Source organism: Gilvimarinus agarilyticus (assembly GCF_000832015.1).
In the GTDB taxonomy this organism is placed as follows: domain Bacteria; phylum Pseudomonadota; class Gammaproteobacteria; order Pseudomonadales; family Cellvibrionaceae; genus Gilvimarinus; species Gilvimarinus agarilyticus.
The window spans coordinates 1,614,555-1,637,055 of sequence record NZ_JXCJ01000001.1; the positions used below are offsets into that span (position 1 = coordinate 1,614,555).

The 22,501-nt window shown below is 54.0% G+C and carries 9 protein-coding genes; 3 read left to right on the top strand and 6 right to left on the bottom strand.

The window, feature by feature from the left end; genetic code table 11:
- Positions 1 to 38: 38 nt before the first annotated feature.
- Genes SD69_RS07065 through SD69_RS07080 form a run of 4 tightly spaced genes read right to left on the bottom strand, consistent with a single transcriptional unit; the run spans position 39 to position 14,804 of the window.
- On the bottom strand, positions 39 to 2,039 hold the full coding sequence (locus tag SD69_RS07065) for a coiled-coil domain-containing protein (RefSeq protein WP_041522646.1): 2,001 nt from the start codon (positions 2,037 to 2,039) through the stop codon (positions 39 to 41).
- 17 nt (positions 2,040 to 2,056) lie between these two features.
- A complete protein-coding gene (locus SD69_RS07070) occupies positions 2,057 to 6,730 on the bottom strand; it encodes an Eco57I restriction-modification methylase domain-containing protein (RefSeq protein ID WP_052480964.1) in 4,674 nt (1,557 codons plus the stop codon).
- Positions 6,731 to 6,765: 35 nt separating this feature from the next.
- A complete protein-coding gene (locus SD69_RS07075) occupies positions 6,766 to 9,588 on the bottom strand; it encodes a helicase-related protein (protein WP_041522647.1) in 2,823 nt (940 codons plus the stop codon).
- Positions 9,585 to 14,804 (bottom strand): DEAD/DEAH box helicase, encoded by a 5,220-nt coding sequence (locus SD69_RS07080; protein WP_041522648.1) that lies wholly within the window; start codon positions 14,802 to 14,804, stop codon positions 9,585 to 9,587. Before SD69_RS07080 ends, SD69_RS07075 begins: the two co-directional genes overlap by 4 nt.
- A 451-nt stretch (positions 14,805 to 15,255) precedes the next feature.
- Between SD69_RS07080 and SD69_RS07085 the strand changes: the two genes are divergently transcribed.
- On the top strand, positions 15,256 to 16,101 hold the full coding sequence (locus SD69_RS07085) for a 23S rRNA (adenine(2030)-N(6))-methyltransferase RlmJ (RefSeq protein ID WP_041522649.1): 846 nt from the start codon (positions 15,256 to 15,258) through the stop codon (positions 16,099 to 16,101).
- An 80-nt stretch (positions 16,102 to 16,181) separates the two neighbouring features.
- On the opposite strand, the gene glk is transcribed toward SD69_RS07085, so the two are convergent.
- Both glk and SD69_RS19140 read right to left on the bottom strand, forming a co-directional pair.
- A complete protein-coding gene (gene glk, locus SD69_RS07090) occupies positions 16,182 to 17,219 on the bottom strand; it encodes a glucokinase (RefSeq protein ID WP_269745032.1) in 1,038 nt (345 codons plus the stop codon).
- Position 17,220: 1 nt separating this feature from the next.
- On the bottom strand, positions 17,221 to 17,343 hold the full coding sequence (locus SD69_RS19140; RefSeq protein ID WP_269745017.1) for a hypothetical protein: 123 nt from the start codon (positions 17,341 to 17,343) through the stop codon (positions 17,221 to 17,223).
- Between the two features lie 215 nt (positions 17,344 to 17,558).
- Between SD69_RS19140 and SD69_RS07100 the strand changes: the two genes are divergently transcribed.
- Positions 17,559 to 20,027 (top strand): glycoside hydrolase family 3 protein, encoded by a 2,469-nt coding sequence (locus SD69_RS07100; protein WP_041522652.1) that lies wholly within the window; start codon positions 17,559 to 17,561, stop codon positions 20,025 to 20,027.
- Positions 20,028 to 20,237: 210 nt separating this feature from the next.
- Complete coding sequence (relA, locus tag SD69_RS07105) at positions 20,238 to 22,484, top strand: GTP diphosphokinase (RefSeq protein ID WP_041524545.1); 2,247 nt, start codon at positions 20,238 to 20,240, stop codon at positions 22,482 to 22,484.
- The last annotated feature ends 17 nt before the right edge of the window (positions 22,485 to 22,501 follow it).

Here is a 22,501-nt window from a genome sequence, read left to right on the forward strand (position 1 = left end):
GTTTGATTATTTTGAGATAGATAGCCCAATGGATGGCTTCAACCCGTTGTAGTTCTCTGCTCTTCTACCACTAGCTTTTGACGGAAAAGGAGCTCTTTATCCACTTCTGGGTGGAGTTTTAGTACAACCTTTTCGCTGTCGGATAAGGCTTCTGGTGGAGGTGTTGTTGTAGTGATAATGTACTGAAACGGCACCTCGTTCCCCAATTTTTCGCAGTGGCGTTCAGCGGCGGCGACAAGGGTTACATATTCCTCGTAAAGCTTCGGTCCCATATCGGCCTCCCTTGGGCAGTCATGAATCAGGATGCCGGGGAATGCCGATGTATTACCCACTGAATAGAATAGACAGGATAAATCCCCCAGAAGTATTTCCAACACACGGTAGGCTTCACCCCCGTGTGCAGATATACCGAAGGGGCGCTCATCTGACTGAGGCTCCAGACTCCCAAAAAAATCATCGCCAAGCAGACACTCGGTTAAGCATTGCATGATGCTTTCCAGTTTTTTTTCATGACTGTTCAGCGATTGCCTTATTTTCTGGAGTGGGAGTTCGAGACGGGCTATGTCGTTTCTATGCTGTTGTTCATGTTGAGCAGCAGTTTGGACTAACTGTCGACGATACTCCGAACCTTGGGTAGATTCCCAGCGTTCCAGTTCGGCCCGTAAATTCATAAACCGAGCAGCGCGTTCAATAATAGTGTCTCGAATGCGCAGTTGCTGGTTCTGTTTACTATCCAACGCTTTGTTTTTTTGCTTATAAAGGTTGATGTCATCGTGCTTGCTGGCTAGTGCTCGCTGATAGCGGTCTACGTATTGCCCTACTTCCTCCATCTGGGCTTGTAGTGCACGTTTTTTCAGGGAGTCCTGAATGTTTGGCAATTCCAGTTTCTGAATGCGATCCTGAACATGAGTGCACTCCTTAAAGGGAATACAGGCCTCCTGGCAGTCACTGCCCAGCGCCTTCAAACGATCAAGTTCACTGGTTAACCGAGAAAATTCCTTTTCGTTTCTGGCTCGCGCTGCCTCAGCGCGCTTCAGCCGCTGATCAATACGGTGATATTCCTCTTCCAATGGGTGCAGGCTTCTAAAAATTTCCTGCCGCTCTTCCTCCTGAGTGCGGTAACGGTTTTGCCATTCTTCAAGGCTGGCATTGAGCTCTGCGTCTTTCTCGCCAAGCGCAGCCATCAGAGATGGCGAAAAAAGATCTGGCGCGTGCAAAGGCAGGTCTACCAGCTGCGGATCAAGGTCGCGCAGCTCTGCTTCGATTCTGGCTTTGATGAGATCGGATTCTCGCAGCAAGGTTTGTGTGTCTTGGGTAGTTGCTTCAAGCGCCTGCTTTGCAGAGGCTAATTGCCTGAGTAATTTGCCTTCTTCAGAGCTCATTAGCCCCAACACGGAGCGCAAGAGGATGGGTGGGTCCTGGCGGCTTCGGGACAGTCCTATGCCTTCTCCTTCTCGCCAGGCGTAGAAGGACTTGAAACGCGCCTCTTGATCTCGTGCCAGCCAGGCCAGCAAATGACGCCACTCCAGCGGTTGATCGGTCTCTGGAACCCTCGCGCAGCTAGCGTTGTGCAGAAGGGTGGGGGTTAAGGAGTCGAAGAAGTCCGTAGCGTCAATGGCGGGTTCATGACTCCAAAGTTCGGTGAGCGTTTCACCGTGAACCACCCTGTCGCTGTTGCGGTATTTAAAGCTCCGATAAACGATGTGACTTTGGCCCTGTATATCAACGATCAGCGCCACGCCGCCCTTGGGGAAGTTACTCGCCAGCTCCTTGCGCAGCTTCGTGGTATTGGGAGATTCGTCCCCCAGGCAATATCGCAATAACAGGCAGAGCGAGGTTTTTCCTACACCGTGGCCCGCCGCACGCCAGCCCTGTGCCTGTGCGTGGGTGGGCTCTATCGCCCAGACGATATTTAACCCGCGCCGAAAGGGTACCTCTCTGAAGGGTACCTTTTTCGGGTCGTCGTATATCGCCAGCCGCTTGAGGTAGAGCGCTGGCTCATGAGTCGGCTGTTCCAACCACGCGAAATTGTCATCCATTGGTGCATCCTTGGCCTTTATGCCTGCTTGTTTTCGCCCCGTTCATTAAGGGAGCCGGTTCTCTCTTCGCTGCTCTGCTCGGACCATGAAGTCACTATCCTTTGTAGGCGCATAGCCAAATCCTGGAGCTCGTCGATAACCACAACATCTTGGGGCAGTTCGTTACCGGCCAGGGATCGATAGCCCTCTGCTTCGGCGCGTATCAAAGAGTGGCGCTGGAGATAATCCAGTACCAGGCTCCAGCGATGTTCAGACTCCATAAGGTGGGCGGCCTGAATCAATTCGGGCGCGGCAGTCTTTAAACTCTCGCTGTCATCGGAAATATCGGTGCCGATAAGACTGAAAAAGTCATTGAGTTTCGTGCGGGGTATAAATTGATACTGGCGAATAACCAATAACAGCAGACCAGCGATTTGGGCCTCCTGTTCATTGCGGATAACTCCTTGTGGCGAGTAGGCAGCACCTCGGTAAGGGGCGTATTGTTGATTGGCGTCTTCCTTGTGCAGTTCTTCCCACGCGGCCAGAACCCGCTCTTGAGTTAGATATTTTCCGTAGGCTTTTATATCTTTGTTTTTTAACCCGCGAAAGGTTTCGGATGGGTAGTCGTCGCCCATAACCTCGGTGGGATCGAGGATGTAGCGCAGCTCCTCTTCGTTCAGGCCGTAGAGTTTGGCGTAGTAGGCATCCAGCTCGCATTTGAGTTGGTGACGGCGATCGGGGTCAAATGCGAACGGCTCGCCGTGATAGCCTAGGTCTTCGGCGAAGGATTTGAGGCGCTCTTCGGTATACGTGAGTTCCAGCACACGAGGAATGATAAAGGCTTCGTCATTCTCGTCGAATGCGGAGGGTGGGAGCACTGGCAGTTGTTTGATGATGAAGAAGTTAAGATGCGTGCCGCCTACCTTGTGTCGAGCAATGAAGTCGAAAGGCAAGCTCGTTAAGTTGGCTTGAAGTAAAGCTGCATTGATAGCATTAAACTTATTGAAGAGTATAAGCGGCATATTGTTTCCCACACCACTTAACGGAATCACCCCAGCAATAACCGTACGCTCATCCGTTGATCGGCAAATATCCCGCCATCCCAGCAAGTACTTGGGTCGCCTTGCCTCCAGCAGTGGCCATACCTGTTGCCACAGCTCTTGTTGCTGCTCCAGCGCCGCTTTGAGGCGGGTTTGTTCCTCGGCGGTGAGCGGAAAGTCTTCCTGCATCGCCACGGCAGCTTGGGCGGTGGCGGTTAGGCCGCTGTCGAACAGGTCTTTGCCCTCGCTGCGCAGGGGTTCGCCGAACAGGGCTTCGGCGGTGGCTGTCTGGTTTTGTTGCAGGAAGGCACCGGCGCACCAGCTGCTGAGGGCTGCGTACAGTAGTTCGTTATCTGCTTTTTTGCAGGCGTCCAGCACCGCTTTGGGGGCTTGGGCAGTGCGCAGGGTGACTTCGTTTTCCGGCACCCAGTAGCGGGGGCGGCTTTGGTAGTGGGGGTTCTGCTTTTCGGCCAAGGTGCAGTCGCGGCTTGTTTCGCCGTCGGTTTCGTAGGTTGCCCAGCGGTGGTCGTAGTGGTGCACCATTTTGGCTTCGTATAGGGGTAAATAGCCCTGCTGGTCTGGCTCTAAATCCGATAAGCCCTTGAAAAGGCGGCTGTCGTTGGACATATGAAACATTGCCTGAAATCTGATACCCCAAGGGTTAATCTCCGGGTGGTGCTCATCGGCTTCACGAATCAGCACCGGCGCGGCGCGATAGATTTTTTTGGTGATCTCCGCATCCTTTTGCGCCCGGAATACCGGGCAGGTTTTGGTATTGGGGTTGATCAATGAGAACTCTTCGGCACTCAGGGTAAAGTGCCGACGTTTGTCCGCCAGTTGGCTGGGTTGGGTTGAGAAAAAGGATAGGTCTGCGGCGCTAATGTTGTTGCCGGTGGTTAATAAGCAAAATTTATAACTGCGGTGTACGCTTTTAAAAATACCTTCTCTATTTTCAAAATCGTAAAGACTGGCCAAACGCTTGCCTTCCGCCAACCAACCAAAAAAGTATTTGGTGGAATCGTCGGTGGCTATGCCAGTGGGGACGATCACCCCCGACCGCCCCTCACTATTGATACCCTTGGCAAAATGCTCGGCAAACAGGGCATAGAGGTTGACGTCGCCGCGCCCCGTCAAGGGGAAACGACCAGACAAGCGGGCAAAGGCACTGCTGCCTTCCGCCCCTTGTTTGGCTTGCATAAAGCGGCGGTACAGGTTTTTTTGATTAGGGTTAGAGCTTTCGGCCAGCGCCTGAATCATACGGCCACGAACAGCGGCATTTTGCGCGGTGGCAATGTCTGGCGCGCGGGAGGCAAAAAACTCTTGTTCCTGCAGTTTAATGCGCTCCCACGGTGGGTTACCCAGCATCACATCAAAACCACCCGGCGCACCCTCGCCAAATACCTGAGGGAAGGCCAGTGGCCAGTGAAAAAAGCGGTGGGTGTTGGCCAGTTCACGCGTAAGGTCACGCACGCCCCCCGGTAATGAGTGGCCTTCGGCGGCCAGTTTCAGGTGGTTATTGGTGGGCACCTGCTTTGCGGTTTCGGCGGTTTTGGGCGCAAAAAAGGCGGCGGTAAACAGGTCTTCTTTCAAGCGGTCGTTTTGATAGTCCTGCCCGGCTCGGGCCTCGGTAAAGGCGCGGCGCTTGGCTTCAATTTGCGAAACGGTGTCTTCCGGCATGGCCTCCAGCTGCTTAAAGGTTTGCGGAATAACGCGCAGGCTGACGGCGAGTTTTTCACCGTGTTTGCTCTTTTTAATAGCCTGGGCGTTTTGTTTTTTCAGCTCGCTACAGAGGCTTTTATCATCGCCCGACAGGGGTTTATAGGCATCGGCAGGAATGCCCTTTTCCAGTTGCTCGGGGTTGAGTATGCCCACCAAGGCGTTACCACACTGCACATGGGCATCCAAAAAGCTCAGGGGTTTACCGGGCTCGATGGATTCCAGCCAGAGGCCTGTTTTACACAGCTCTACGGCCATGGGGTTGAGGTCTACCCCGTAAATGCAGTGGCGCACCACGTCGCGCAGGGCGTGGCGGTAGTGGTGTTCGGTGGCCTGGTCGCTGCCGGCGTCGATTTGGGCCAGCTCGGTGGCTAGGCGGCGGGCGGCGGCCAGCAAAAAGTGGCCGCTGCCACAGGCCGGGTCGCACACGCTGATGCCGAGCAAGGCTTGCCGGGGCTGCTGGGGGTTTGCTTTGAGGCGATTGGCGATGACCGGTTCCAGGGCCGATTTAATCAGCTCCTGCACCAGTGAGTCGGGCGTGTAGTAGGAGCCGGTAAGCTTACGGCTGTGACCGGAGGCGGCGCTTTCGTCGTCGGCGTCGCCAATAAAGCTGAAGCCCCATTGGCCATCCGGGTGGATTTGTGGGATCAGTTCCAGCAGGGATTCATATACCGAGCCAAACTCTTCGGTGTCCATATCCCGGTAATTGATGCGGGCCAGTATGCCCTGGTGCTCAAAGTAGCAGAGGTTGAACAGGGCACTGTACAGGTAACGGTTTGCCAACTGACTGCTTGCCAGATCCGGGCATTGGTCGTGAGCAAACAGGCCGCCCAGGGCGGGCTGGGCCAGCAGGGGTTGGCCACTGGCAAAGCCGGTAAAGGTGACGCACAGTTGCTGCCAGGCGTCGCCGTGGTGGTCGTAGTGGCGGCGCTGGCGAGCACGCTCCCGCAGGCGGGTGATTGAGTAGCCTGCCTGATAGAGGTCGCGGGCGACTTGGTGATCCTCGCCGTCGTAGTCTCTGGGCAGTAGCACTACGTCCCGATCTTCGGCGGTGAGCAAAAACAGGAACCGGTAAACCAAGCGCAGCACTTGCTGAAAATAGGCATCGGTACTCAGTTCGTCACTGGCGAGCTTTTGGCGCAGGCCAGTATTGGCCGGGTGGGCCAAAAAGCCGGTCCCCAACTGGCGCAGGGCATCGGCCACGCCATAGCGCAGCTTGTCCAATGCACGCTCGCCTTCGTCGTGGCCGCGTTCACGCCACTGTTCTAGCCAGCAGTGTTCCGGCTGCCCTTTGTGGGGCTCTACCCGGCTGGCGTGTAGCAGCAGCCACAGGGCGGCAAAGTCGGCGTAGTTGTCTTCGTCGAACAGACGGGTGAAGTCTACCTCCACATAGGCAGGGCGAGTCATGGCCGGGTTGTCGCGCAGCAGGCGCAATACCAGGCCGTTACTGACTAGTGACCAGAGGCACTGGGATTCAGCGTTCAGGTATTCCTGGGCCAGTCCCATGGGGGAGCGCTTGCGGCCCTCTTGCCCATAGCGGTTATCACTTTTATCCAAATCCTGATCCGCGCTGCACAATACCAGGGGCAGGCTTCGCCCCCATGCTTGGTGGGTGATGGGAAATTCTCGCTCGCCCAGGGTTTGTTTGTGTTGGCAGGGTGTGACGGAATAACCTAGTACCCGTTCGAGCAGTGGCAGTAGCCAGTCGTTGACGGTAATCGCGTGCAGATTGACGTCTTCCCGTTGGCGCTGTTGCTGGAATTCCCGCCAGCGACCTTGGGCAATGCGCCAGTAGCGACCAATTTCGTCGTTAAAGGTGAGGCCGCGCTCAATGCTGTAGTCCTGCTGGCTTTGGCCGGGCAGGCTGTAGAGGCGGGCATCTTGCAGAATTTTGCTGCCCAGTAGACCGCCTACAACGCGGATGGCATCGAAATTCTGCTGGGTGGTGTTTGCCATAGTTCTATTCCTGAATGTTCTTGCGCTGCAAAGAGTTATAGCAAGCCGGCGTCGGGGACCAAGACGTAAATGCCCATGACATCCACGGGCAATTGCGGCTGCACGCTGTAACTGCCGCGTGCTTCGGCGGCTTCGCGGGTGCGGCGGTGGTCGGCCAGTACGGCGTCGGCGCGCTCCTGGGCCAGAGTCTCGAAGGTTTGCGTGAGCTGTGGCAGGGCCTCGATGGCACGGTTGAGCTCGCGCGTGCGCGCCTCCGGCGTCATGTTTTTGCTCACCGGTAGTTGCATCAGGCGTAGTATTTCTGCTTTGTCGAGTAGTTGGGGTTCACCTCGACGGTTGACGGCCAATGCCAGGGCTTCTTCGGCCAGCAGTTCTTGGGTTTGCTGTTGATCGTGCTGGGTGCGCTTGATGCTCAGCCGGCTGCGCAGGCGTAACAGGTAAATGGTGGTGTGGGTGTCTATGCCTCGTGAATATATTGCTCCAGCGCGCGCCACTAACTTTGGGTCATCGCCACTCATAGCCATCTCAGTGAGGTAGTCTGCCAAGTGGCTGACAAGTGGATGAGTACGGTGGATAAATTCGGCCCGGTCTTTAGTGGGGTAGTTAAAATCCAGGGTTTTTATATGCATAAGACCTGCTACATCCAGCCTTTCTTTCAGCGTAAGGGGTAGATGTTGTAATGGTGCCCTCCAGGTGCCATTGGGCTGTTTATGTAGTGTGGCGTCCAGTCGATCCAATGCCTGGGTGACAAAGCGTTGCACATCATCACGCGTACCGAGTACCGCAAAGGCCTTTTCCCATTCGGGCATGACCGCTTCGGGTTTGAGGCGATTTTGGGCAAAGATAGTACGGTTTTTTCGAGTTCTGTCGCGTGCAGATTCCCAGTCTGTGTTGAATTTCTGCAGCATGGGATCGTCGGCAAATAAGTCCATACTCTGCTGCAGTTGGTCGCTGCGTAGGAGTACAGTGTTCATAATGGCCTGCATATAGCGGCCTTCGTTCTCCGGCGCGGGTACCGATACTCCCAGGGCTTTTTTAATGTTGTCTGCTTTACGGATAATCACTTGCAATACTGCACCATCTATAGGGTTATCCTCCCCGTAGAGCATCAAAGTTTTGACTTCGGTGGCCTGTTGACCAAAGCGGTCTACCCGCCCTTCCCGCTGTTCGTGGCGGGTGGGATTCCAAGTGAGGTCGTAATGTACGACGGCGGTAAATTGATCTTGCAGGTTAATGCCCTCTGATAAGCAATCAGTGGCCACCAATAACGGCGGCTTATCAGACTCTTTTAAATCATCGATACGCTTCTGACGTTCGCTAGAGTTGAAGTCACCGGTAACATATATGACTTCACGCTCTTTATAGGTTTTTTTCAGCTCATCAGCCAGGTATTCGGCGGTAGCGATGTAGCGGCAAAAAATCACCGGGTTGTGCCCTTCTTTTAGCATGGGGGTTAGGTGTTTTTTTAATGCTTGTAGTTTGGGGTCGTTACTTGACTTGAGATTGCGAGCGCGAACTATCAGTTTTTGTAAGCGTTCCAGATCTTCTATTTGGGCGCCGCCGGGTTCTATGTCATCGGAATTACTGAGCTCTTCGCCACCATCGAGTACTGTACTAATGCCTTGGGCTTCCAGTGCTTCGGCCGACTCGGCATCTTCCTGATCGCCAAAGGCGGAATCGATTCGTGTGTTGAGGGCTCTAATGGCGGCTTGCGGTGAGGAAGAGATGCAGCGCAAGAGCGCAAGTGCTGCCCACCAGTTCATACGTGCCTTGAAGGTACCTTGTTCTTCTCGTTCCACGAGTTCTCTAGCGTAAGCGACGACCTCCTGAAAAATCTGGTTCCATTCGCCTGTGAGTTTGTAGGTGGCTTCCGCGGTATAGCGTTCTGGGAAGAGTTTTCCTTCCTGCCACTCTTTGATGTCCTCGCGCCGGCGCTGAATGAAATGCGTGGCTAACTTTCGGCGCAAGGGATGGTCTGCCTCCTCGTTGCCTTTAAGTTGTAAAAAGTCGCGGTGCAGTAGCCCCAAAAGGTTGTAAAAAGCTTCTTCGTCACCGCTGTGCGGAGTGGCTGTGAGTAATAACAGGTGACGTTGTTCGTTGTCGGCTAAGTCGCGCAATAGCTCGTAACGCTGTTGACGGCCCTGCCCAGTGCGTGAGCAGGTATGCGCTTCGTCGACAATGACGAACTCCGGGCATTGCTCGGCAAAGGCGTCGCGTCGGTTTTTGCTTTTAATGTAATCCAGCGAAACTACGGTAAAGGGGTATTCGGTAAAAATTGAAGTGCCAGCGGGTAAACCTCGCTCTAGCCGAGAAGCTGTACTTGAGCGAACAACGACAGATTGAATATGGAAACGGTTATTAAGTTCCTGTTGCCATTGCTCGCACAAATGCGGGGGGCAGAGCACTGTTAGTCGACTGATTTCGCCCCGGTCCAGCAGTTCGCGCGCAATGAGTCCGGCTTCAATCGTTTTACCAATGCCGACGTCATCGGCAATGAGCAGGCGCAAGGTTGGCTGCTTTAGAGCCATCATTAATGGTACGAGTTGATATGCGCGCGGTTCAATGGCGATATTGCCAAAGCTGCGAAATGGCCCGGCGCCAGCACGGAGTTTGAGCATTAGGGCATCGCGTAGTAGCAAGCCTGCTGATTGTAGACCCGAATGCTCCGGGTTGGGGTAGGGGAAGGTGGCTGGCTCAACGGGAAGCTGCTCCAACACAGGTAAAATAACGGTAGGCTGTTCCTCGCCCCCGCCGAGGGGTCGTAGGTGTAAGATTTCGGTTTTGCTTTGGGGTAAAACCACCCATTCACGGCCGCGAGCACGCACGATGGAGCCAGGGCTAAAGGTAACAGCGTTCATAATTGTGATGCTCCAAAAATATCGGGATATTGCGCTATGCGCGCGGGCCAACTGCTTTGTTCTTTGCTGAAGCGGATAACGGTTAAGCCGCTGTCTTCCAGTTGGGCGCTGAGCGCAGCATCTACTTTTTGCCGCTGAGGGAACTCGTGATGCGGGCCGTCGATGTAAATCACAGCATTGTGATTACGGTAGATAAAATCCGGCCGTGTCTGGAATTTTTCGATGGTTATCTGTGCGTCATCGGGCAGGTGGTGGCCGTATTGTTTCAAGTGTTGCAGAAAGGCTTGTTCTAGGCTTGAACCACTGAGCGTATGCAGGTGCTCGTAATGTTCGCCGTGGTTGCGACTCTCGGTTGAGGGCACTTTATGTGCCCCGGTGAGTGCTTGAAGAAGTTCGAGCAACTCCGGGGAACCGCGATCAATGAGCGTATGATCCATTTGGTTGTAGTAGCTGAGCAGGCACCGGTAGCAGCCTGCTTCGCAGTCTTGGTTGGCATTCTGATAGTTGCCTTGCTTTTCCAGCTGGTAATGACAAATGGCCAGGGCCCGCTCTGCTACGCGCGCCAGAGCTTTGCTGTCACTTAACAGGCGGGTAAGTACCCCCGCGCCGCCTTCGGCGGATTCATAAAAGAGGATGGCTTTGCGCTCGTTACGGTTGGGCAGCGGTTCTGCCATTAGTTCGGATTCTTCAATTTGAAATTCTTCTTCGATGCCACGTTTGAGTGCGTATTGCAAGCTGGTTATCAAGGAGTCATCCATGTAACCGCTGGGCCGAATAATCAAGACATTGCGGCGATCTTCAACATAAGGAGTAATGCGCTCCACATAGCGGTCACTTTTGGAGGCTTCATCGTTTTGGTCTTGCGAGGCCTGTTCGTCTTTGCTCCACATGCCTGAGGTGGTATCGATATTGAATCCGTATATGGATTCTTCCTTGCGGCGACGCCAGCCCAAGTTGATGCGCCACACCGTTGCGGCAGGTGCGTATTGGATGTGTAACAGGATATTTTCGTCCTTATCGTTAACATCGCCACTGATGACGCGAAGTCGGCCCTCACAGGATGCAAACTGCAAGGTGGTTTGCATGTCGTAGCCCTGGCGCTGGCGCTCCTCTTCGTCACATGTGATACGCAAGACACGCTGGGTGCTCACATTTTCGATACGATAGAGATTACTGATGCGTTTGCCACCGTCTATGGGGGTTCCGCAGGCTATACAGAGTTCATTTTCCAACTGCTGCTTGAAGTGGCCATAGCCGCACTCTGGGCAGAGTCGCGCCTCTTCTTTGGCGAGCCCGGGTTGCTCCATATCTTGCTCTTGGCGAATGCCCAGCATGACCTGTTTGACGCGATACTGGGAGCCTTCATGATAAATCAAGCTGAGTGGACCAAATTCGGAAATTGCCAGAAAACGCGGGCGTGCTAAGAAACTATCGCGACCGATACTGCCCCGTCTCCCCTGTATATAGGCCAGTAGTGGCAGACGCGGAAAATTGTAACCTGGTAAGAAGCCTTGACTGGCCAAGTAACGATAGGTTGAGAAATCCGAGTTTTGTCCGGCGCCGGTATTGAGGAGTAAGCCAATTTGAGTGCGTGCTTCGTTGTAGCGTCGGTCCGCGGCTTTTTTATCTCGCTCCGCGAACGCGGGGTTAGAGATAATCGCGTGTGCTTTTTGCAGTTGCTCCTGAGTCGAGGCGTAGAGTTCTCTCCAACGTTCCAGTGCGTCATTGAACTGGCGGAAGGCCCCTTTGATTCGGATCTCCAACCAGGTTGAGCATGCTTCATCGATACTGACTTCGGAGTTTAACCAAACGCCCTGGGCGTCCACCAGCTCTGTTTTTAGCATGCGCAGTAAATTAAGGCCCCGTTGCGCCGCTTGCTGGCGCACTTTGTCATTGTCCATTTGTATGGCGAATTCATCCAGTAATGACATTGTATCCGGGTTGGACATATCGAGCATGTCATTGACGGTTTTGGGTAGCGCTTTTTGGGTTTCGTTCAGCCATACTGCGTTCAGGTGACTGGTCACTAATTCTTCATTGGCAAGATCAAGTGTTGGTGGGCTTACATGACCGTGCACCATGCGTACTGGGTCGGTGAAAAAATACTGATCATGTGGGCTAAGCGCTGCACAATAGGTGAGTACCAGAGCTGGTTGACCGGAACGGCCGGCTCGACCGGAACGCTGGGCATAGTTTGCAGGAGTCGGTGGCACATTTCGCATGTACACGCTATTGAGTGAAGCAATATCGACACCCAGTTCCATGGTTGGAGAACAAAACAAGGTTTTTAACTCTGCCTTGCGGAACAGTTTTTCACGCTCCTCTCGCTGGCTGGCGTCCACTTGTGCTGTGTGCTCACGCGCTTCTAAATCAAATAGTGTGCGATTGCCGCCACGTAACAATTCTGCAATGGTTGTGTACAAATTGCGGAAGTATTCGTTATCTGAGCGATAGGGATCGGCTGTTTCAAGTTGGTCTTCCTTGGTGGTCGGTTGCCATTGTAAGAACTCACCTAAAAGCTGGTAACCACTTTGGTCTTTTTCGTATTCCTCAGCTTCTACCATGTTATAGGCGTATAGCGCTTCGATCAGGCTTTGAATCAGATCAGGGTAGGTCTTGTCATTAATTCTGGGTAGTGTTGCCAAGTCATTGCCCCAAACGCTACTACTTTTTAGCTGTTGTGCCAAAGCTGAGCGACTGGAGCCACTGACGAAGTTGGGGTTGTTTTTGTGCTGCTTGGGTTTTCCCGTCAGCAGTAAATAACAGCTTGCTTGAAGTTGCTCTTCTTCGCTGAATCCCCACGGCTCCTTAAGGTACTGGAAGCTTTGCGAGCGCATTTGCTCTTGCTGTATCGAATCAAGAAACCGACTTTTAATGCACAGGCCTCGACGCATGGTATCGAGTATGGCTTTGAGTGCTTTTTTCCTATTTTCTGGTTTAACAGATCCCAGCTCACGACAAGGTAGGTCTTGCCAGATACTTTCATCTTGACAGAGTTCATCCAGGCCTTCGTAGTTGATACTCAACAGCCCAAGCTGTTCCAAGTTGGGATTATTGTAGCGCCAGCCCCGGCGTAGATCGAAATACAACCGGTAGGCTAGCACGTTGCGAGCGGTTTCTTCTGCTCTGCGCCTACCGGGACCCTTGGCAAACGCGTTTTCAAGATAATCCGATCCGTCTTTGTTAAACCCCAGTGCTTCAAAGACCGCTTGCGGTAAATTGCTGTCGGTTAAATAGCCGTCTGGGGCTTGTTGAGTGGCCGCCAAAAGACTCGCGCGCAGTAACAGTATCTGTACAAAATCGTTGTAATGCCCGGCTTGCAGAGAGGCATCTTGTCGGTTATCGGTAAAGCCGAGCAGTTTTTTGGCGTCATCTGCCAATTGGGTGTCGCGCTCCAGCATATAGCGTAAAGCGGAAATGGCCAGTACGGTGGTGGCGGATGATCGTCCCTCGCCACTGAGCGAGGTGAGGCGGTTGGAGTCTTTCCCTTGGGCTTGGTGGACAACACCACAGCTTAAGCAAAAGCGGAAGCTGCCGGGAATGTACCAGCCGGGTTCGCCTTCATGACTTACACGACCGCTGGTTTCAACATAGTATTGCCGGGGTTTGAACTTTTTGTAGTTGCTCTTCAGACGCAAGTCACCATTTTTTTCTTCAAACCAATTTTCGGGGAATCTATCGGGGTCTTCGTCGTCCCATGAGCGTGCGGAATCGAACATAAAGAAGCCCCAGCGCTGCTCATCGCTGTCGGTGTCTTTTTCGTTAATATCGCGCGGTGCAAGAAAGAAGTCGTCATACTCCTGATCGTGCCATACGGGCAGATACTCCTGCCCACACTGGCGACAGAAATGCAGGCTGTAAAATTTTTGGTGGCGGTCGCCGGGCAAGAATTGTTGGCCACTGAGGTCAATCGTCCGCTTGCCTTCTGGGGCAAGTGTCGAGAATACATTACTAGCGCCTGATAAAAATTGATGTAGACGAAAGGCAAAAAGGGGTTTGCCTTGTTCGTCAACAACGCGATAGGCGAGTAACAGGAATTCTCGTAGGTAGGCTTTACATTGTTCTACAGAGCAGCTTGAGTCTTGGGCTAGCTGCTCTGAAGCCCAATCAAGATTTTGCGGTTGGGCCCTAACCCACTTTCCCTCTTCGCGTCTGAGACCTAGGGTGAGCTCAATCCAACCCGATATGGGGTGTTCGCGCAGAGCTTTGAAATCAGCATCCGTTGGTACCGGTTTATTAAGGGCTTCGGCCAGCTGCTTCTTGCCAGGTTGGGTTTCATAAGGTGTCAGGTGCTGAAGCGTTTCGGTAATAATATTATCCGGCTTGACCTCATCCCCAAAAAGCTTGGTGGCGACTTTGGCAACGGTTGCCTTACGTGCGGCCAGAGTGCCTTCGCTTGCCATGGTGGCAGATGTACCGATACACAAGACATTATCATTCAGGGATTCGCGGACACGACGCACGAGCATGGCGACATCGGCACCTTGTCGGCCCCGATAGGTGTGCAATTCATCGAGCACCAGAAATTTTAAGCCCTTTGCTGCCTGCATGATTGTGCGATCAAGATCACCCTGACGAGTCATGAGCAGTTCGAGCATCATAAAGTTTGTCAGGATAATATCGGGTGGTGCTGCGGCCATTGCTTGACGTTCATCATCCGACTCTTGCCCAGTGTAGCGCCCATAGGTAACAGGTGCATTCATGCCCGAGTGTTTAAAAAATTTGTCCAACTCTTCCAGTTGCGAGTTCACCAATGCATTCATTGGATAAATAATGATCGCTTTGATGCCTGGTTTGGGGTTTTTGGTCCGATCTTTGAGTACGGCATCCACAATTGGCAAAATATAAGAAAGTGACTTACCGGAGCCTGTACCAGTGGTGAGTACGTAGCTTTCTTCTCGTTGAGCTACATAAATGGCGTCCTGCTGGTGTTTATGCAAACGAGCGGAAATGCCGACGCCTCCAGTATCATCCCGCCCAAAACGGAAAATGTCCGCGCAGTGGGGGTGAAGTGTCCCCTCGTTGCACAATTGTTCTACGGTGCCACCAGGTACAAAGGAGGGGTTGAGCTGAATAAGAGGTGCAGGCCAATAGTGGCCATCGTCATACCTGGCTTGGACGAAAGCTTTAATATCCTGTGACTTGATCTTGGTGAAGCTCGTGGTGAAAGCTTTGTAATCGGAGATGACCGAGTCTCTGTACTGGAATACGTCCATTCTTTATATTGTCCCCTCGATCTATTTATGATTTCCAGAATGTCGTCATACTCGCTTATCATACCCGATGTGACAACCTGCGCCACTGCGAGATCGGGCATGAAAGATCGTGTTCTTAAGGCGCCCGGGCAATTTTATTAGTGAATAGATTTCACGTATGGGGGTATATTTGGGGGTACTTATATTTATCGAACAGGGATATATTTATATATATCAAATAGATGTGGCGCCTATTCGCATCATCCCGAGGCGCCATATACAAAAGCCTACCTCGAAAGAGGTGGGCTTTTTTTATACCCGCTCAAAAGCAATGATGTTGTTTTGAGCCCGCGCTGCTGGCGCGGTTTAGGGTGCAAAAAAGCGGTGCAATTTTGCAGGGAGCGGCTGATAATAGCGCAATTGCTCGTTGGGCTTGTGCCTGACGCTTCGATCCGCCACATGAGAGCTACCTTTGTTAAGTTATCGCCACTCCTACCATGCTGGTAATTACGCCGATGTGGTTAAGCACATTGTGCTCATCGAAATTCTAGCGTACATGGTTAAGAAGCCGGCTCCGTTTGAGTACATCGACACGCACTCGGGGGCGGGCTTGTACAACTTGCGCTCGGAGCACGCGGTTAAGCTCGGGGAGTATCGCACCGGTGTGGGCAAGTTGATGGCCAAACCTTGGCCGCTGCTAGAGCCTTATTTGACACAAGTGCGCGAGGTGAATCGTACGGACAAGCTGTACTACTACCCCGGCTCGCCCATGATCGCGCAGCAGTTTTTGCGGTCGCAAGATCGTGCCTGGTTGTATGAGTTGCACCCCAGCGATGTGAAAAAGCTGGAGGACAATACCAGGGCCTATAACAATATTCGCGTTGAGTGCAGTGATGGTTTGCGCGGTTTGCTTGCGCGCGTGCCGCCCAAGGCTCGCCGCGGAGTCGTGTTGATTGACCCCTCCTATGAGGTGAAGGCCGATTACGCTCAGGTGGTTGAGACGGTTATAAAAGCCCACAAAAAGTTTACTTCAGGCGTCTACGTTATTTGGTATCCGGTGGTTGAGCGGCAACAGATTGACGCGATGGAGAAAAAACTGGTGCGCAGTGGTATCCGCAATATTCAGCGCTATGAGTTGGGGCTGGAGGCCGATGCTGAGGCTAAGGCTAAAGGAGCGGGTATGACGTCGTCGGGGTTGTTTGTAATTAATCCGCCCTGGACTTTGTTTGCCACGATGCAGGAGCTGCTGCCACAGTTGCAGGCAGCACTGGCCGAGGATGATGGCTTTGTTAAATGCGAGGTGTTGGTCGAGCAGTAATTGCCAGGGGTGTTACGCCTTGTGGAGGCAGGTAGTTGGCGGCAGCCTCTGTGTTACTCCACAGGGCTGCCGCTGACAACTTAATACTGCAGAGCCTGAGTGTTGTCTACCAGCCAGGCGGCGGCGCCAATTAAGGCGGCTTTATCGTTGGTGACCATATGCACCGGAATATCTTCTACGTAGCCGCGCATAATGCCCTTGTGTACGTAACGCTTCACAAAGTCGGTTTGCGGTAAGTAGTTGGCAATTTTAGGCACAATACCGCCGCCCAAATAAATCCCCCCCAGGGCACCCCAGCTAAGGGCTTTGTCGCCGGCTACGCTGCCCAGAATATTGCAAAAAGTCTCTAGCGCTTCTTCACATTGCGGGTCTTCGTGGGCGAGGGCGCGCTTACTGACCTCGGCGGGTTTTAAATCTTCAGACTCTTTACCGTCAATGGCGGCCAGCGCTTTGTAAATGCGCACCAATCCAATACCCGACAACAAATGCTCCACCGACACGTGATCAAACTCGCGGCGCATGTGCTGCAAAATGGCAATTTCTTTACCGGTGGTGGGGGCAAAGCTGCAGTGGCCCCCCTCGGTGGGTAAGATTTTCCAGCCGCTGCGTACTGGCGCGAGCATGGCGGCACCAAAACCGGTACCGGGGCCCATGACGCCGATGGGGGCGTGAGGGTTGCCTTTAACGTTATACAGGGTGGTTTTGTCTTGTGCTTGCAAGTGCGGTGCGGCGTAAGCCAGTGCCGAGAAATCGTTGAGCACATCCAGCGCTTGCATGTTTAGCTCGTCGCGCAGGCGGCCAATCGAGAACTCCCAGTTCAGGTTGGTGACTTTTACATGGCCATCCTGAATGGGGCCGGCAATGGCGAGGCAGGCAAACTTAGGCATGTTGATGCCTGTTTGATCGCAGTAAGCACGGATCATATCCGCCAGAGAGTCGTGCTCGGCACTGGGTAGGCTAAGCTGCTGCACAGCATTGTAGCCGGTGTCGTGCTCACAGGCATCTACCAGGCCAAAGCGGCCATTGGTTCCACCAATATCGGCGACTAGAATTTTACTCATGCGGTTGTGCTCCTCGCTGTTCTGTCTTACGGCGGCCGTTTGTAACTGCTCGTTAATGTTAGTTGCTTGCGCTTACGCTGCCTAGCTCGATGGTTGGGCGGCGGCGTTTAATACTCAAAGTGACGCGGGCGGGGCAAGTGCCAAACTCGGGTGCCGAGCGCCCTGACGTTAAGTCTTGCATAAAAAATGCCCATGTTATCGATAAAGCTGGTGGAGGAGTGTAGGTTTCATTGACAGCGCTGTCAATAGTGGTGTAGTTTTGCCCGCGTTCCGTTAAGCTAACGGGGCTTTTAGCCGCACGTGTTTGCCCGCACAAGACGGTAATACAAGATTAAAAGAGCGCTAAGCGCCGCCCCAAACATGAAGAGATACACCTGACACCGTTGGAGGTTACCCGTGCCTTGGCCCCGTTTGACGTCGGCGTTTGCCGCTGATGCTGCACTTGAAGCAAAAATTGATGAGATCCTCGCGCAAATGAGCGTCGAGGAGAAAGTCGGGCAAATGATTCAGCCCGAAATCAAGCAAGTCACTCCGCAGGATATTAAAGACTACCACCTGGGTTCTGTGCTCAACGGGGGCGGCTCGGTACCCAATAATGACCGCTACGCAAAAGCTTCAGAGTGGGTGGCATTGGCCGATAGCTTTTTTGACGCTGCGGCCGACTGCAGCGATGGCAAAGTGTACGTGCCTATTATGTGGGGCACCGATGCCGTACACGGTGTCGGGAATGTGGTGGGAGCAACGTTATTCCCCCACAACATCGCCTTAGGTGCGGCCCACAACCCCGAGTTAATACGCGAGATTGGCGAGGTAACGGCGCGCGAGATTGCCGCCATTGGTATCGACTGGGACTTCTCGCCTACCGTGGCCGTGGCCCGCGATGACCGTTGGGGACGCACCTATGAAGCCTACTCAGAAGACCCGGAAATCGTGCGCGCCTACGCCGGTCAAATGGTTGAGGGCTTGCAGGGCACGGCGAGCTCCGGTGAATTTTTAAACGAGCAGCATGTGATTGCCACCGCCAAGCACTTTATTGGCGACGGCGGTACCGTAAATGGTATTGACCGCGGTGATTGCCAGGACGACGAACAAACACTGTGCGATATACACGGCGCAGGCTACTTCAGTGCGATCGAGGCGGGCGTGCAAAGCGTGATGGCCTCGTTTAATAGCTGGCACGGCGAAAAGCTACACGGCCACAAGCATCTGCTAACCACCGTGTTAAAAGATACGCTGGGTTTTGATGGCCTTGTGGTGGGGGACTGGAACGGCCACGGGTTTATCGAAGGCGCCGAGGTGTTAAATTGCCCGCAGGCTATTAACGCCGGCCTGGATATCTTTATGGTGCCGGACCCGGATTGGAAGGTGCTGTTTAATAACACGGTGGAGCAAATTAAATCGGGGGTGATCGACCCTGCGCGCGCTGATGATGCCGTGCGTCGTATTTTACGGGTTAAATTGCGCGCCGGTTTGTTCGAGCGGGGCAAGCCGTCGACTCGCCCACTGGCCGGTCGCGATGAACTTATTGGTGCCGGCGCGCACCGCGACGTAGCGCGCCGTGCGGTACGCGAATCGCTGGTTATGTTGAAAAACAAAAACAATCTGCTGCCTTTGTCGCCCAAGCAGCGGGTGCTGGTGGCGGGTGATGGCGCCGACAATTTATCTAAGCAGGCCGGCGGTTGGTCCGTTACCTGGCAGGGCACAGGTACCGATCGCCGCGATTTCCCCGGCGCCACTTCTGTGTATGACGGTTTAGCGGCCAGCGTTAATGCGGCTGGTGGCGAGATCGAGCTGAGTGAGACGGGTGATTACAGCGTTAAGCCCGATGTGGCTATCGTGGTGTGGGGCGAGGCGGCCTACGCAGAGATGCAGGGCGATATTCAAAACCTGCTGTTTAAAGAAGGGGCCGGGCGCGATTGGGCGCTACTTCAGAAATTACAGGCCGAGGGTATCCCGGTGGTGTCGTTGTTTATGACCGGGCGGCCCATGTGGGTGAACCGCGAGATTAACGCCTCGGATGCGTTTGTGGCGATTTGGCAGCCGGGCACCGAGGGTGTCGGTGTGGCCGATGTGCTCTTCACCCGCGCCGATGGGGCGGTGAATTATCCCATGAAAGGCAAGTTGACTTTCTCTTGGCCGCGCGAGCCAGATCAAGTTCCGCTAAACCGTGGCGACGACAATTACGACCCGCTGTTTGCCTACGGTTACGGTCTGAGCTACGGCGATGCCGATACCTTGGGCGATAATTTGCCCGAAGAGTACGATGCCGGCGGCGAAACCCTCGATGAGCTGCTAGTGTTTAATCGTCGCCCTATGGAGCCTTACAGCATTATGGTGCAAGGGCGTCAAAACGATAAACAGCTGATGCAGGGCAACCGCGTCGAGGTGTCCAGTATTTGTGTCAGTGCAGTGGATCGCGAAGTGCAAGAGGATACCCGTCGCGCCCAGTGGAACGGCACCGGTGTTGGCTTGGTGGCCCTTACCACTCGTGACCGGCAGGTAATGGTGGATTACCTCGACAGCGATGGCGCCTTGATTTTTGACGTTAAAGTCGACGCGGCGCCCAGCCAGAGCGTTACTTTGCGCTTGGGTTGCGGCCCCGACAGCAATTCCGACCTGGATATTACCGATACTGTGCAATCGCTGGCTGGTAACGGTTGGGCTCAGGTGCGCGTGCCTTTGCGGCTGTTTCCCGATGTGGGCTCGGATTTTGGCTTGGTGCTGCCCCCCGAGGAGTTTTTCCACCGTATTTTGGAGCCTTTTACATTGGTTACCGAAGGCGAGTTGGATTTGAGTTTCTCGCGGGTTGCGCTGGAGAAGGGCGCTGCGAGCGGGCTGGCGGGCATCGAGGTGATAAAGAGTTAAACAGCGCGGCAATCGAGCGGTGTTTTGTATTTTGATCGGGCGGCGTTTTCGACTACCATAGGCGCCGCCCGAGCGCTGGCACGCTTAACTGCGTGCAACTTTATGGCGCCTCACGAGTCCAACGGCTGTTTCAGGACGCTCACACCGCATCACACGGAGTGTGGTCTGCCCAAACCATAACAGCCAGCAGCAGTGCACAGTGAAGTTACTATGGTAAAAGTCCGCCAAGACCACCCCATTGCCCCTGACGGCAGCGTTGATATCGATGCCTGGCTGCAACGCTTTGCCGGGATCGAGCAGCAAACCTCTCCCACCTTGAGTGAAATTAAGCGCGCTTGCGAGCTTTGCCTGCAGGCCGACGAAGCCGTCACCTGTGCCGCGCCGCACAGCTGGGGCGAGGGCACCAGCTGTTTGCGTATTGGCATGGAGATGGCCGAAATTCTCGCTGATTTACAGCTCGATCACGACACCTTAGTAGCCGCTGTGTTGTACCGCGCGGTGCGTGAAGAAAAGCTGGCGCTGGCCGATGTAGAGGCGAGCTTTGGCGAGGCGGTCGCCAAGCTGATTAAGGGTGTACTGCGCATGGCTGCCATTAGCTACCAGCGCAACGAGCGCGAAGAGCGAGTATTTGGCAAACAGTCCGATGAGCAGGCCGACAATATTCGTAAAATGTTGGTGGCCATGGTCGACGACGTGCGTGTGGCCTTGGTGAAACTGGCCGAGCGCACCTGTGCGATTCGGGCGGTTAAAACCGCCTCGCCAACCCGGCGTCGGCAGGTGGCTCGCGAGGTCTCTGACGTGTACGCCCCGCTGGCGCACCGCTTAGGGATTGGCCACATCAAATGGGAGCTGGAGGATTTATCCTTCCGCTACCTGGAGCCCGCCGACTACAAGCGTATTGCTGCGCTATTGGATGAAAGGCGCATTGCCCGGCAGGAGTTTATCGACGACGTGCTGTCGTTGCTGCGCGACGAGCTGCAAAGTGCCGCTATCGATGGCGAAGTGGCCGGGCGGGCAAAACATATTTACAGTATCTGGCGCAAAATGCAGCGCAAAGGTATTGGCTTTTCTCAGGTATACGATATTCGCGCGGTACGCATTTTGGTGCCCAGCGTGCGTGACTGTTACACCGTGTTGGGTATTGTCCACAGCCTGTGGCGCAACATCCCCCACGAGTTTGACGACTATATCGCCTCGCCCAAAGAAAACGGTTATCGCTCGCTGCACACCGCGGTAATCGGCCCCGAGAATAAAGTGCTCGAGATTCAGGTGCGCACCTTTGCCATGCATGAAGAGGCTGAGCTAGGTGTCTGCGCCCATTGGCGCTACAAAGGTACCGATACTGAAGCCGGCCAGGATGGTTACGAGCAAAAAATTGCCTGGTTGCGCCAAGTGCTCGAATGGCATGACGAACTGGGTGGCACCAGCCAGCAATTGCAAGATGACCTAAAGGCCTTCGATCAAGACCGTATCTACGTGTTTACCCCCGAAGGTCACGTGGTGGATTTACCCAAAACCGCTACGCCGCTGGATTTTGCCTACCGCATCCATACCGATGTGGGACATCGTTGTCGTGGCGCTAAGGTAAACGAGCGCATTGTGCCGTTAAACTACCATTTAAACACGGCCGATCAGGTGGAGATTTTAACCGGTAAGCGCGAGGCGCCGAGTCGCGATTGGTTATCTCCCGCGCTTGGTTATGTTAATACCGCCCGCGCCCGCGCCAAGGTGCAACACTGGTTTAAAGTGCAAGCGCGCGATGACAATATAGCCGAGGGGCAGGCGTTGCTCGATCGCGAGTTCAAACGCCTGGCATTGCTCGATTTAGAGTTTGAGACACTGGCGCAAAAACTTAACATGCAGTCTCTGGATGACTTGTATGCCGCGGTAGGGGCCAGCGATATCGGTGTGGGGCAAGTGATCAGTGCCGCGCAGCGATTAATTGACAGCAAACACCCGAAAGAGCCGACGATTCCTTTTAAGGCAAAATCGTCAAAGCGCAAAAAAGACTCCGATGTGTTTATCGAGGGTGTGGGTAATCTATTAACCCAAATCGCCAGCTGCTGTACCCCCGTGCCGGGCGATGCCATTACCGGCTACATAACCTTGGGGCGCGGCGTATCTATCCACCGCGCCGATTGCAGCAATGTATTGCAGCTGCAAGCGGACGAGCCACAGCGCATTATTAAAGTCGACTGGGGCGCCACGCCGCAAAGCAGTTATTCGGTGGATTTAATCGTCGAAGCCTACGACCGCCACGGTTTGTTGCTGGATATTACCGCGCTGCTCGATCACGAACGGATTAATATTAGCGCCATGCAAACCTTGTCGGACAAGCGTAAAAATACGGTTGATATGCAAATCACCGTAGAGATTCGCGGTTTTGATGAACTGAGTCGGGTACTCACGCGTTTGAATCAGTTGCCCAACATTGCCTCGGCGCGGCGGAAGTTGTGAAGGGCGGGGAACGGATA